Origin of the sequence: Ascidiaceihabitans sp. (assembly GCF_039986515.1) — a bacterium.
In the GTDB taxonomy this organism is placed as follows: Bacteria; Pseudomonadota; Alphaproteobacteria; order Rhodobacterales; family Rhodobacteraceae; genus Ascidiaceihabitans.
Window position 1 is genome coordinate 1 of record NZ_JBDWQO010000014.1, and the last position, 13,444, is coordinate 13,444.

9 protein-coding genes are annotated in these 13,444 nt (G+C 49.7%); 8 read left to right on the forward strand and 1 reads right to left on the reverse strand.

The window, feature by feature from the left end; translation table 11 throughout:
* Window positions 1-460: 460 nt before the first annotated feature.
* A complete protein-coding gene (locus ABJL60_RS12390; protein WP_348375799.1) occupies window positions 461-1,012 on the reverse strand; it encodes a metallophosphoesterase in 552 nt (183 codons plus the stop codon).
* Between the two features lie 616 nt (window positions 1,013-1,628).
* On the opposite strand from ABJL60_RS12390, the gene ABJL60_RS12395 reads away from it, so the two are divergent.
* From ABJL60_RS12395 to ABJL60_RS12430, 8 genes are all read left to right on the forward strand, one after another.
* Complete coding sequence (locus tag ABJL60_RS12395; RefSeq protein ID WP_348375800.1) at window positions 1,629-2,600, forward strand: SMEK domain-containing protein; 972 nt, start codon at window positions 1,629-1,631, stop codon at window positions 2,598-2,600.
* Between the two features lie 209 nt (window positions 2,601-2,809).
* Window positions 2,810-4,537, forward strand: a complete 1,728-nt coding sequence (locus ABJL60_RS12400; protein WP_348431225.1) for a DUF2326 domain-containing protein — start codon at window positions 2,810-2,812, stop codon at window positions 4,535-4,537.
* A gap of 104 nt (window positions 4,538-4,641) precedes the next feature.
* Window positions 4,642-5,313, forward strand: a complete 672-nt coding sequence (locus tag ABJL60_RS12405) for a hypothetical protein (protein ID WP_348375802.1) — start codon at window positions 4,642-4,644, stop codon at window positions 5,311-5,313.
* Window positions 5,314-5,555: 242 nt separating this feature from the next.
* Complete coding sequence (locus ABJL60_RS12410) at window positions 5,556-7,037, forward strand: hypothetical protein (RefSeq protein WP_348375803.1); 1,482 nt, start codon at window positions 5,556-5,558, stop codon at window positions 7,035-7,037.
* The gene (locus ABJL60_RS12415) at window positions 7,022-9,331 is read left to right on the forward strand and encodes a hypothetical protein (protein WP_348375804.1); all 2,310 of its coding nucleotides are present in this window, start codon (window positions 7,022-7,024) and stop codon (window positions 9,329-9,331) included. The genes ABJL60_RS12410 and ABJL60_RS12415 overlap by 16 nt, the downstream gene beginning before the upstream one ends.
* 554 nt (window positions 9,332-9,885) lie before the next feature.
* On the forward strand, window positions 9,886-11,898 hold the full coding sequence (locus ABJL60_RS12420; RefSeq protein ID WP_348502165.1) for a molybdopterin-dependent oxidoreductase: 2,013 nt from the start codon (window positions 9,886-9,888) through the stop codon (window positions 11,896-11,898).
* A gap of 351 nt (window positions 11,899-12,249) precedes the next feature.
* Window positions 12,250-12,837, forward strand: a complete 588-nt coding sequence (locus ABJL60_RS12425; RefSeq protein WP_348375805.1) for an RNA 2'-phosphotransferase — start codon at window positions 12,250-12,252, stop codon at window positions 12,835-12,837.
* A 240-nt stretch (window positions 12,838-13,077) separates the two neighbouring features.
* On the forward strand, window positions 13,078-13,311 hold the full coding sequence (locus tag ABJL60_RS12430; protein ID WP_348375806.1) for a helix-turn-helix transcriptional regulator: 234 nt from the start codon (window positions 13,078-13,080) through the stop codon (window positions 13,309-13,311).
* The last annotated feature ends 133 nt before the right edge of the window (window positions 13,312-13,444 follow it).

Sequence of the window (13,444 nt, forward strand, 5' to 3'; positions counted from 1 at the left end):
CGCAGGCCATCCAGCACGATCCTGATCTTCTCTTCGGATGAATAATGCTTGCGCGTCGCGCGCTTGATGTCTTTGACGATCTTCTCGCCAGGGCTCTTCGTTGTCTTTCTCATCATCCACTCCTCAGTGGCTACGATGAGCCAAGAACACTCTCTTAGCAATTTGCCCTATTTGGACCCATAAGCGCTGACGTCAGACACCCTCATAACTTGTTGATCAAACAATTTTGTCCTCAAGATTCGACCGGAAAATGCGGCCAAAGCAGTTCTGATGTGTGTGCTCAATTTGAACTTTTCACAACTGTATGAGAGTCAACTCATATTTGGAACCATGAACCGAACTCCGGCAACAAAAAAGACCGAGTGCGGGCCTGAACCTATCGATTTGAAATGGTCTGCCACTATAATGAGGCAGTCGCCGGACCAACAATGGCTGTTGAGTGACCCATAAAGGCCGATCACTACAATGCGTTACCGTGTTCAACATCTTCCCAATGCTTATTTACATCTAGTTTCGCTGCTCTCCGGCGAATATCGTCAATTTGAACAGGACAAAAATCCCATTGATCCACACCGACATTCACGCTGTTGCGTGTTCCGGGCCATTGATCATGAACATGGCCAAAGAGCTGTAACGCGTCATCACGTGCATCTTCCCATGTGATCATTGGATAGTGGCAGAGAACCAATTTCTGCGTTCCATCGGTAACTCTCGCAATGTCTTCGACACTCTCCCACGGCAGCGAAACTATCGCCTCATCGTCATGATTGCCCAAGATCAGATGCTTACGGCCCGGAAGACCATGAAACCAACCTTCGAATTGAGAAATACTCTCACTCTGGCCGAAGGCAAAATCACCAATTATCCACAGATCATCATCCGGTTGCACGCGAGATTGGAAATTCCCGATTATTTTCGCGTTCATCTCGGCAACCGATGCAAATGGCCGCTTACAAAACTCGATTATGCGTTTGTGACCGAAGTGTAGGTCAGCCGTGTACCATTTTGCCATCTGTTGCTCTCAATAGTTCTGAGCACAATAGGGGTGAGGACTTGTCTAGCAAGTCCAACCTATAAAATCAGCCTAGTTTCAGCACTATGCCCCAATTAAAGGAAGTTCATTATGCAATAATGGAAAAACTATGGGCCAATTCACATCGGTGTGGAATGACACGTAAGGTGACACTTATTGACGCCGAGTTACTGCTTTTTGAAAGCTAATTTGCAATTTCTGCCCCAGAACGTCTTTCGAGCTTCAGATATAGGTGCTGTAGGGCTTCGCACAGCTTCTAGCCTTGTGATGGGAAGGGGCAAGTTTTCTGATAGCTGTCCGTAGCTTCGAATCCTAATTTGCTCATTTTTCGCCTGTTTGTGTGCCGTCCGGCGTGAACTATAACTTGTCCGACAAGAAACCCAACTTATGCTGGGTAAGAAAGCATTTCCGCGATCTTGCTTCGGGTTTTTGGAATTTCGAGGATCTAGAAGGCCTATTCACGAATTCCGACAAATGCTCCTAATGTATCTTATAAGCTCACTTCGTTTTCGCCCTCGCCCTTCTTGCCCGCAAACGGTTGACGCTTTCACTCTTGAGTTGCACTGTCGGGTCAAGGTGGTTGGAGTGCTAATTTATGGGTTTGCAGAGAGATCAGGACATAAACGTAATTATTCAGCGGTTTGCATATCTAAGAAACATCATTGAAATGTCTGTTGTTCAGAATTTGACGAGCCTGAATGTAATTTCAGAGAATTTTTTCAGGGACCTGTTGAACTTGATCTTGAACAGTGAGTTTCAGAACCTGAATGTTGAACTAGGGAATGCGGCAGCGATTGACTTGGGTGACAAAAAACAGGCCATGTGCATCCAGGTTACCTCGACAAGTGATAAACCCAAGATCACTAAGACAGTGAAGAAGTTTGTCGAACATGGTCTGCACAATGACTACAAGCGTTTGGTCGTCTTAATCGCTACAAAAAAGAAGAAATATCAAGCTGACAAAGTCTCCAGCGCGAACTCAGAATTCGAAATTGACCTGAAAAAAGATGTTTGGGATTGGGATGATCTGGTCAAGCTCGCCAACGACCTATCTCAAGACGACTTGAGTATTGTCCGCTCATTTGTAGAAGCTGGTATCAAGTTTGAAGAGGTTGCGACTCCGCTGAATGAGGTCGGTACATTCATCGATCTTATGGAAATCCTAAGTAACGAAACTCACGATGAAGCAGGCAAAGGCGTTTTGAAGGAGCCTGATCCCGAAGGGAAGATCAAGCACCGTTTCAGCTCGCACGCTGACTATCTGCTAGAACAGTATGGATTGCATTTTGTAGAATATGGCGCAGTACTGGCCGAGACCATCAAGCAAGGGGATCTTGGCTCCGCACGTGTTCGAAGGCTCGGTTTACATCTCGCAACAAAGAGCAACGCCATACTTATGGCTTCTGAAGGGGACCCGAAGGAAGCGCTTGAAAAGTTGGTTGAGTTCTATGTTAAGGCCCTCCAAAAGTACAACAAGCATTCAGATGAAGGTGCAGTGCGCTTCTTCATGTTAGATCAGATGGTGAAATGTCATGTTTTCCCAAACCCGGTGCAGTTAAGTGCCTAACATTTTCGCAAGCAACGAAAATTTGAGCTCGCTACCTCCCTTGGTCGGGATGGAAGTCATGCAGTTGGTTCGGAAATCTCCCCAACAAAAGGTCTCACTCTTTGATGTTTTCGAGAAGCTGAAAGACCGCCCATGGTTCGCGCCAAAGGTGATATACTTTGCCCTGACATTCCTCTACGCCACCGACCTTATTGAGTTCGATGGAGTGCATGTATCTGCAGGTAAACATGCTACAGATTAGGAAGCTATACTCCGACCCTACCGTCTTTGATGCGATCCCTTTTTTACCAGGAGTTAACTTGATCCTTGGGGAGCCAAGCGAAGGAAGCGCGAAAACGAATGGAGTTGGCAAATCCATTGCAATAGAATTTCTGAACTTCGCTCTGCTTTCCAAATATTCTTCCTCACGCGTCAAAAAAATCCCTAAGGTCGTCGTTCCACTGGATGTAGAAATCTGCGTTGATCTTTTGATTGGCCGTCAGGAAGTAACGATTAAAAGGAAGCGCGGTGAGGAAAACAGACCAGCAATTTTGGTGAATGGAGACCTTTTTGAATTCTCCAAGTTGGAAGATGCACAGTCTTTTTTAGGCAACTTGCTATTTGAAGGAAGTGAGGCCACACACCCTTCTTTTAGATCGATGCTGGGCGTACTTCTCCGAGATGAAAGATCGGAATTTAAATCAATAATCAATGGATACGACACCACGCTCAAAATATCTGATGATTACGCACCTCATCTCTATCTTCTTGGTGTGAACATCAGTTCTTACAAGAAAATCAAAGTTCTGCAGAAGGAAGCTTCCGATCTTCGTCAAAAGGTAAAAGAATATGAAAAGAGCGTAATGCTTCTGCGCCAGAAGAAAATCGATGACGCTCGAGCTGATTTGAACGAACTAGATGCCGAAGTTTCAATTATTGAACAGGACATCGAAAATCTCGAAAACACAGCATCCTATGACGCTCTTGAAGCTGAAATGCAGGAACTGGACGAGTCAATTCTCGAGCGTCGCCGCCAATCAGCAATAGTTTTGGACAAAATATCTCGCCTTGAACCAATTGAAGCCGAGAGAGTTGAGATATCGACTGATGAACTCTCTGAATATTACAATGATTTGAAGGCAGGTTTGGGAGATCTGGTTGCAAAGGACTTCGACGAGTTGAAGGCTTTCAAAGCCAAGATTTATCGTTTTCAAAATGAAGTTCTACGGAAGCGCCGAGACAGCCTTGAACGAAGCCTGAAAGAGGTTAAAGACGCACTCAGGGTGATGGACAAAGAGTACCAGAAAAAGCTCCGTCTCTTGGATCAGGGAGGCGCACTCAAAGCGCTAAAGCAAACATTCGCCACCTATCAAGAAAAGGCTGACCAACTTGCTGACCTACGTAGCTTTATTACTGGTCATGACGGTGCTGTGTCGCAAAGGCGTGAAAAGCTATTGGAAAAAGATACAGAAGTGCAACGGCTTCAAGTCAATATTGATCAAGCAAACAGGATAAAGTTGAGCTTTGAAGGAACAATTCTGGATATCCACAATTTCGTCATGGGCAATCGACAGGCGGCAATTCACGTTGAAACCGTTGATAAAGCACAAGTCGTTGATATCACACTGAGAATAGATAGTGATGGAAGTCACAGCGTTGAACGAGAGAAAACCTTTATCTATGACTTCAGCCTATTAACCAATGAGTTGACTGGTGAAAGACACTTCGGGCTTCTGGTACATGACAATATTTTCGAAGTTGACTCCGATACATTAAAACGGAGTTTGGGCTTCATCGCTCAGCACGCACCGGCGCTACAAGGACAATACATACTGACTTTGAACTCGGATCGGGCATCTTCGGATGCACCTGATGCCATGAATGCGTTGGCAAGTAGTGTACGAGCTAGGTTCACGAAACAAAGCCGTTTCCTTAAGAAAAAATATCAAGAGGATTAGACCTGGCTTGGTGAAAGCTATACCTCAATGACGAAGATCTGGTAGCGCTGGAAAATCGTCTGTCCTCCTGAAAAGGTTTGGCGCACAAGAGGATTCAATTGACTATGGAACCAGAACACCAAGAACTTTGGGAGGATGACGATTTTGTCTATGTGCCAGAGGCACTCTTCCACCATTTGCCGCCAGAATACCGTGAAGCCGCAGAGGCACGTAAGCAGCAAGGACAAAACGTTCTTCGAATCGCAGACAAGGACATTCAGGGCCTTATCAAACTCGTTAATGCAATACCGACTACCTCAAGTCTCAGTTACATCTTTCACCGTTTGAGAACGACCAAATTCGAGCTCACCGCAGAAGCAGTGATGGAACAGGAGATTCTGACGACAGCATTCATTGTGACTTACGCCCGTTTGTTCTCACGCGGCAATGGTGCGAGTGGCATATCTAGAAACCACATCCCAGCGCATTTGAAATTCGTTCACGATGACATCATGGAGCTACGCAACAAACGATATGCCCACAATGATGCCCACAAAACCAAACAGAGTGGCGTTGAAGTTAATTTTGACGACGGCGGCTTCCGAGTCGGTGTGCGGATGACCCTTGGGTTCCACGTTGGCGGCAGAGATGAGTGGGAAGAAATCATCACCTTTATAGATGCGCATATGCATGACCGGCTTACGAAGATACTTGGCCGATTGAAGAAAAAGACTGGTTATGAGTGGTCATTCCCTGTTGGGCCCACTCCCGATTGGATTGGAAGTTACGGCTCCTAAATTTAAATTGTTTCTGATTCGAATTGACCCAAACGAACAGTCCATTTTCAGATTTCTCTTGACCATCGGGCAAAGCACAAAGACATGCGACCGTTGCGATGGACAAATTGCGTCATTAGTTTTTTCCTGCGCCGCGCTTGTCAGTGCACGTTCCCCGCAGTACTTCATTCAGCATGTCGATTGCTATAATTGCGCCTGAAAAATTTGCTTTCCAAGACCTTGTCTGCGTGGACCTAGCACTCATGGCTCTGGAAGATGGCTCAGTTTCGATGATTCCTGAACAGGCAGGCCGAGAAGACGCGACATTTGTATGGCCAGCGGACAAAGACCGCCCGACAGCGACCCTCGAAGTGCAAGTCAAGGGGGCGGCTGGGAAGGTCGATTTACAAACGCTAGTTGAGCATCTGCTTCACTATCCGGATCGCAAGGGAACTGGCTCTCTGATTGAGCGCCTCATGGACTTGAAGAACCACGGAGCACTGTTTGTTATGTCAGCCCGGTGCACAGACAGTCTTACACCTCTCCTTCTTGATCGCAGCCCACAAGAACTTACCAAAGGGCGCCCAGTTCTCACATCAATTGCCGAAGCGGTTCTCGCAGCTGTAAGGTTAATTGGTGAAAAACCACTTCCAGAAAGCGCGACTAGACTTCAGGAAGATCGCCACGCCGATGCGCAGATACTTGCCGCTCGCCCCCTTTCGGATTATTCTCAGGCGCTGGCGCATCTCGCTATCACCGAACGTGAGACCGCCGAAACCGTTGAGGTAAGTCTGCATCGCACATTGCAACGACGACGCTTCGATACACTTACCCTTCGCGGAATTCTGGCCAGCCTGACTGACCATCTCAATGACGCCAAGCGGAGTCAGTCGGATGTTATCCCAGCGATGCGCGTTGAACTGGAAAAGCGTGCGCCTCTGAAAGTGCGTCCGGTTGATTATCTTGATCGCGGTATCGAAGCAGACCTATTCAAACAACTTCAGGATCAAAAAACTCTGCTGCTCGTTGGGCCACCGCGCACCGGCAAATCATGGACCGCACGGCGTATTGGGGGGGAGCTACAACATCTCGGCTATGAAGTGGCGAACGGCAGCCACATAGATGAGGCGGAGCGTTTTCTCATTGACCCGATCAGTGCAGCGCGGGTGTATCTGCTTGATGACCCGCTCGGCGCTAGAGAGCCGCTTTCTGGCGGGAGTGCGCGCCTAGCTGCGCTGCGTCAGCTCATTGAACGCCTACCGACCAATAGACGACTGATCGTTGCACAAACGGACACTGTGCTGCTGCAAACACGTGGCGTCCCTTCGATCGAGGCATGTAAAATCGGCGACCAGCCATGGCGTGTAATTCCAACACTATCTCCCACGCATGCCGACATAGTCTGGCGATCTGCCGCTGAACATCAAAAAATTTCAGCTTCCAAAGTCGAACTGGTCGCGAAGATCATCGAACGTAACGACCAACTACGGGAGCCGGGTGCGTTATCGTATCTTGCCCAAACCTTTGACGAACTTCCCAGTAACGCGGGTGAAGCGGAGATCCTGTTCCAAGCACGCCGTGACGCGGTTGATTTTGCGAAAAGCCTAGCAGATGTCTCTCCAGAATATCGCGCAATGCTCTGCGCTGCAGCACTTGCGACTGCCCTGGTCAAGAAGCTGCTATCCCCGAGCTGGCGTTCGTCGCCAATGGTGGTGAAGCACGCCCTAGTTTGGCTGATGACTTAGGGATCACGCTTGGTGCAAGCCCGCGACCGGCACCGCAGTATTCGAACCCGCCCCAATTGGACGAAGCGCAAGGGCTGGCGGTGGATAATCTCCAGCGCCGACGTATTCTAAATTTTCGGGGTAAAGGATTAAACTTCACTCATCCCTATCTGCGTGCTGGTGCTCAAGCAGTTTTGCAGCCCGAAATTCCATCCGATCTTGACCTTCTGATCGCACAGACCGAACGCAGTCTCGCTTGTGCGAATGCGGGCACGTCCCTTGCGACTGCCCGCAACTTACGTTGGCTGCGCGCAGCGGTCCCACCCGATATGCGGCCAACCATCCTAACCATCGCAATCAAAGGGCTACGTTCGCTTTTCCCTGCAACACGTGATGCCTGCTTTGCTCTCTTAGCGGATCTGATCGACGAGTTGCCACCCGAGCAACGCAACCGTCTGCCGGAATGGGCGGATCGCGTTTCTCTTCAACTCGAAAACGTCGATGTACACGACGGCGTTGGTTTTATTACCGACCAGTTTCTGCTGTTCGCAGAAACCTCACCTCTTAGCGACATCCAGCCTTACCTCGATGCGATTGACGCCGGGGAGCCCGTCAACCTCGATTTAGCACTTAGTCGACGCATTCTTCTTACGCTTGAACTTGATCCCGAAGCATTGACTGCAGCCGTCTGCCGACGCTTGCTGAGTGCGGATGAAGCAGTCATCCGGGCGACGACCGCTGGTGTCTGGCTCGCGCGGCCTCGCGGAGGAGACACAGATATATTAAAAACCTTGGCTCATGACCGTGCCCCCTCAATTGGCACAGCAATCCTAAAAAGCGTGGCAAACAGTTGGGAAGAAATCGACATTGCTCGGCGCGAAGCTGTGACGACAACGCTACGATCCCAAGCATCATCAGTCGGTTGCGCAAGTGTCCTGTTCAATCAGCTCGTTCTCTTCAATCGAATTGAACATTTTGGTGAAACACCGCCATGGCCGTTGTTCGCAGACCTCATGCCCACTGTAATAACGCATTTGCCGTTGTCGGTGGCGTTTAGAAACGGCCGCCTCAATGCGGTACTGGATGCAGCACTTGAGGCATCGCCTTCAGAAGTGCTGGCTCCAACTTTAGAGGCTTGGGCGTACCGTTTGCTTCGCCGGCTCCCGTTCAGCATGTTGGACGAATACGAGCTTTCGATCATTGAGCCACTCCTCTTTGCTCTGTCTCCAGACCGCCGACTTATTCAACTTCAGAATCTGCTTGGTGTTCCGGACACTGGTGCGCGCACCGTCACCGTCAAATGGCTTGTTAGATTCTGGGATCAACTCGTCGCCGAAGAACAGGCCCTGCTGTCTGAGGCCCTTTCAGAAGAGCGACCTGACGCAATTTGGCTTTGTGCCACCGTCCTGACAAGCAGTGCACCTCCACCGGTCCTCGTTGGGCAATTGTGTGGCGATACTCATCTCTTCGAGCAAGATGCCGAAAACATTGAAACCGCCCTCGGGACCGATTTGTTGGCGGCATGCATACGTATGTACCGAGGTGATCCGCAACCGCTTTGGTGGTATGGAACTCATCATTCTGACAATCCTGTTTGGCCAAAAATTGTCCGCGCCATTGCCGCTTGTCCAGACCACCCCCTGTTTGGTGAATGCTTCACCGAGGTGGCCAGTTCTGGAGGTCAAGGCGAGTTGCGCGACATTGTTGATGAGCTGCCTGAAACCGCGCTGATGCAGGCGTTCGATTTACTGCTACAGTACAAGCTGGGCTGTAATGGGTTTTGGAGGGACAAAAGCTGGGTACGTCTTTTAGAGCGGGCCGAAGATGTCGGATTGCTTGATGCGATGTTCGAACGGATTGATGCCGTTTCGGACGGCGTCCTTGACCATCTGCGCGATGCGCGACAATGGCTAGGTAATAACCGTTTTGCGGATCGGTTGATCAGTCTCTATCCGCGTGACATCAAGACAATAGTCGATCTTCACCGAATTGAAGAAATTTTTGACCAGATCAAAAGTAATGGAACCCCCGACAAGGAAAATGTTGCTCTCCTTATGTGCACTTTTATTTCCACGCAGGTTGAAAAGCTTGAAAGCGAACCTTGCCGCTTATTCCAGACTTGGGACGCTCTGTCTCGCGTATTGAAAAACTACGGGACCAATCAAGCCTTAGAAGAACGTATCAGTTTAGGACGCCAAGAGGCGCTCGAGCGTCATTTTGCCCTGCAAAAGGGCTACAGTGATGTGACTGCCGAAATACGTCTCGAGGGCTGGGTCCAACAAGCGGCGAACTTGGGTAAGATAAAAGACGGCTAGTATTGCGAACGACGGCTCCTGATCATCTATGCTTCTTTCAATGGCGAAAACCATGAGCGTTCACTAGGCAAAGTGTTGCTCACCTGATTTATGCACAAGTCCAAAAGCCTTTTTTGATGACTGCTTCGGGTCGTTACAAATATCATGATTTTCGCCCCAAGACGGAGACAGGCCATTCGATCATCGTGCGGCGAAGGTCTTCGATGAGCCCAATTTACCGATTTTCTGTGCTGCAGCGAATGTCCAGTTGGGGGGGGCGGGGAAGATGGCTTCCAGAAATCGACTTATAATGGTTCCCTTTTCACATCATTCAACGCCGGGGCGCCGCTTTGCCGAAACCGGGATGAAAGCCGCATTAAGAGAAGCGATAAAGGTCGGCCTGCCAGCGATTTCGCTTTTGGTCGCCGAGATTGGGTTCATCGGGTGCCTCGATCGTTGCCGAGTTCTATTTGACACACTAGGTTCCACGTTCGAATGCCCCGCCGATGTGATATCGTCCAAATGAAGATCAGAAGAACGGAATAGAAATGCCAGACCAACAGATCTTGAAGACCATGTGCCCAATGAATTGTCACCCCACGCTCTGTGGGATGGAGGTGACGACCGTGGACGGTAAATTTGTGTCGATTGAAGGGGACGTAACCAATCCCGACAGTAAGGGTTTCCTGTGCATGCGTGGCAAAGCGGCACATCAGATCGTGGGCAATGAACGTCGACTGCTGAAACCTTTGACACGGCAATCGCGCGGATCAGATAGCTGGACCGAAACGAGTTGGGACGGGGCTCTTGATGTTATCGCTGAACATATGAAACGGGTTGGGCCTGAGGCGGTGGGGTTTTGGCAAGGACATGGTAACTTTGCGAATGATTACGCCTTTGGTTTGAAACGCTCACAGATGGATCGGTTTGCAAATCTTTATGGTTGCCAGTTTTGGAATCCGGCAATGATCTGTTGGGGCATGGGTGGATTTGGACTTGGCATGACCGGTGCGCTGGAAACGTCAACCAAAGAGGACCTGAGCGCCAATTCAGAATTAATCATCATTTGGGGTGCCAATACTGTTAGTCAGGCCTCTACACTTCAACATGTTGAAACGGCCAAACGTCGTGGTGCTCGTATTGTGGTCATCGATGTTCGTAGGACTGAAGCCTCGGCGTTGGCGGATGAGGTAATCTTGGTGAGGCCGGGATCAGATGCAGCACTTGCCCTTGCGATGATGCATGTGATCATTTCGGAGGGGATTCTGGATACAGACTTTGTGGCTAAGAATACCATAGGTTTTGAGGCGTTGGAGACCCACGTGCAGCCCATGACACCAGACTGGGGCGAAGCTCAAACAGGCGTTCCAGCCGCGACGATCATCAATTTGGCTCGAAGCTACGCCGCGACAACTGCCGTAATGATCGTCATAGGCGGGTCGTCCATGCATAAGGGCGACAATACTTGGAATGCGGCACGTGCGATTTCATGTCTGCCCGCTCTGAACGGAAGTTTTGGTCAACCCGGCGGTGGGATCGGCCCGCGTCACGGTGGACGCAGCCACGGCGCAGGATTCAGAGATTTTTCTGCCCATGATCGTCGCAAACCTGGTGATTACGTACCAAACCAGATGGAGGCAATTATTGAGGCGCTTGAAAGTGGTGCGATAAAAATCTTTGTCTCGATCGGGTCTAACGTCCTTTCGTCTTTTCCCGACACCAATCGCGTCCGCGCCGCACTCGCCAAGGCCGAGCTGGTGGTTTCTTATGATATCTTTCCCAATCAGATGATCCGCGAAGCCACAGATATTGTATTGCCCGGGACGATTTGGCTTGAGGAAATAGGCGCGAAATCGACAAACGCATATATCCACTTAACCGATAAAGCGCTACCGGTAGCAGGTGAAGCACAGCCCGCGTATGAAATATATAAGGGGCTCGCGGATAGGCTTGGCGTTGCTGATGTTTATCCTTGGGGAGATCAAGAAGAAGCCATGAACGCAGTGCTTGATCATCCTGCGACGAATTACACCACAGTCGAGGCATTACGCCAAAATGGAGGCCGGATGGCCTTGAACATATCGCACGTCGCCTATCCTGAATTGGATTTCACGACGCCTACTGGGAAGATTGAATTCTATTCTGATCGAGCTTATGGGATGGAGTTGCCGCCGCTTCCGATTGCCGCAGAAACCAGTGAGGCCGATGGGCTTATCCTGACCCATGGCCGGACATTCGCCCATTTTCATTCCTTTTACGATCACGGCCGTGCCATCCCGACGCTTGCAGCCCGCGAAGACGTCGCTGATTTATGGATATCTCCGGCTGATGCAGACATGCGATCAATTGCAAATGGCGACCAAGTCGAATTGTCGAATACGCTTGGTGTTTTTCTGGCCCGCGCAAAGGTCACACCACGCGTGCCAAAGGGAACGGTTTGGATAAGAGATGGCTGGCCTGGATTAAATGTCCTGACTAATGGCACGTCGGTTCTTCCATCAGCAGCACTGAACGAATTTCCATTTTCCGTCGGCCAAAACGGTTTTGGCGCACGGGTTGAAATTCGATCCGTTAACGATTGTTTATAAGTACGGAGTATTCTGTCGCCAAGGACGTTCGCAATTCTATTTATTGTGATATGGATCGGTGAAACCGACGTGCAGAAAGCCGGTTTTCCATGACAATTCAGATGCCGAAGCCCCACTTCCGTTCCGACGGCTAACTTTGGCTAGGTTCCAATTCCTCGCACAACGTATCGCCTTTGGAGCCGGGCCTTAAGCGGCCATTGGCGCTGCCGCCGCGAGCGGCGGCTTTGTCCGCTGTCTACTAGTTCATGCGCGGTGTAGCGAAAGGCAACTGATCCCGGGTCCGAAGGAAGACTAAAAAGCAAGTGTTGGCATTAATAAGAGAATCTCCACAGTTTCTAAACGCCGGGCACCATGATAACGGCAGACAAACCAACATTTCTGTGCGGTCTATTGATGAGTAGAGAGAGCAAATTTTTGAGCCTTGTGCTCCGGCACAAACCTGAAGAGATAGATCTTCAGCTCGACAAGCATGGGTGGGTCGAAGTTGACCAGCTGTTGCGAAAAATGAAAAAGGCCAATCGAAGGCTGAACCGTGAAGAACTGATCCAAATCGTCGAAGCCAATGAGAAGAAGCGCTTCACGTTGTCCGAAGACGGGTTGAGGATTAGGGCGGCTCAAGGTCATTCGATCGACGTGGATCTTGGTTTGCAGGCGCTGCGCCCACCGAATGAACTCTACCACGGGACCGCAACCGCAAACCTCGATGCGATTTTCGCCGATGGGCTGAATTCTGGGCGTCGTCAGCAAGTGCACCTGTCTCTCGACCAAGAGACAGCCGAACGGGTCGGCCAGCGACACGGAAAACCAGTTGTTCTGCGCGTCGAAGCTGAGAAGATGTTCAAGGATGGGTTCGAGTTTTTTCGTGCCGACAACGGCGTTTGGCTGACGGACGAGGTTCCAACAAGATTTCTTGGTTTCGGACAGATCTCTGGACAATAGTGTAGTGCAGATCTGAACAACTGCATGAACTTGTTATCTTTACGGAAATTTCATCTGGCAGAGTGCTGCTATGTTAATAGTAGTTTTAGATTTAACCTAAGTATCTGATGGGGAACGATAAAAGGTCGAGTCTCATCCGATTCACCCTTATAAGGCTCGCTGTAATTCGTATCCTGTACACGCGGTGACACTAAATATGGTGCGCCGAATATTGTACTTTGCCAATGAGGCTGGCGGCTAATGAATGAGCGGCTTACGGATGCGGAATCGCTGAAATACCAGTTAAAGATGGCTGGATATTCTTTGGCTGAGGTAGCCGAAAAAGTAGGCGTTTCTCGTAGCTTAGTCAGCAAAGTGCTTCATAGAAGCCGTCGCTCAAAAGAGGTCCAGAAGTTCATCGCGCGTCAACTCGACACTCCAGTCGATGAACTCTTCGGCCCAATTCAGGAAAATATGGAGGTCTCGGATGAATAGTTAACAATTCCCCGAGAAGGCGAAAACCCTCTCTCGTCATCGACGATTGAGGGCTCTCTGTAGGTAGATTTCGACGCCACCTCAGGCGAACTTCCCTTCTCATTCGCCAAAAGTCAAGCTGCGACGCCGTTTT

Bases quoted from the DNA above. Each gene is read 5' to 3' on its own strand.
- ABJL60_RS12400 (WP_348431225.1), top strand. From the start codon at position 2,810: ATGTATCTGCAGGTAAACATGCTACAGATTAGGAAGCTATACTCCGAC.
- ABJL60_RS12430 (WP_348375806.1), top strand. From the start codon at position 13,078: ATGAATGAGCGGCTTACGGATGCGGAATCGCTGAAATACCAGTTAAAG.
- ABJL60_RS12390 (WP_348375799.1), bottom strand. From the start codon at position 1,012: ATGGCAAAATGGTACACGGCTGACCTACACTTCGGTCACAAACGCATA.
- ABJL60_RS12405 (WP_348375802.1), top strand. From the start codon at position 4,642: ATGGAACCAGAACACCAAGAACTTTGGGAGGATGACGATTTTGTCTAT.
- ABJL60_RS12425 (WP_348375805.1), top strand. From the start codon at position 12,250: ATGATAACGGCAGACAAACCAACATTTCTGTGCGGTCTATTGATGAGT.
- ABJL60_RS12395 (WP_348375800.1), top strand. From the start codon at position 1,629: ATGGGTTTGCAGAGAGATCAGGACATAAACGTAATTATTCAGCGGTTT.
- ABJL60_RS12410 (WP_348375803.1), top strand. From the start codon at position 5,556: ATGGCTCTGGAAGATGGCTCAGTTTCGATGATTCCTGAACAGGCAGGC.
- ABJL60_RS12420 (WP_348502165.1), top strand. From the start codon at position 9,886: ATGTGCCCAATGAATTGTCACCCCACGCTCTGTGGGATGGAGGTGACG.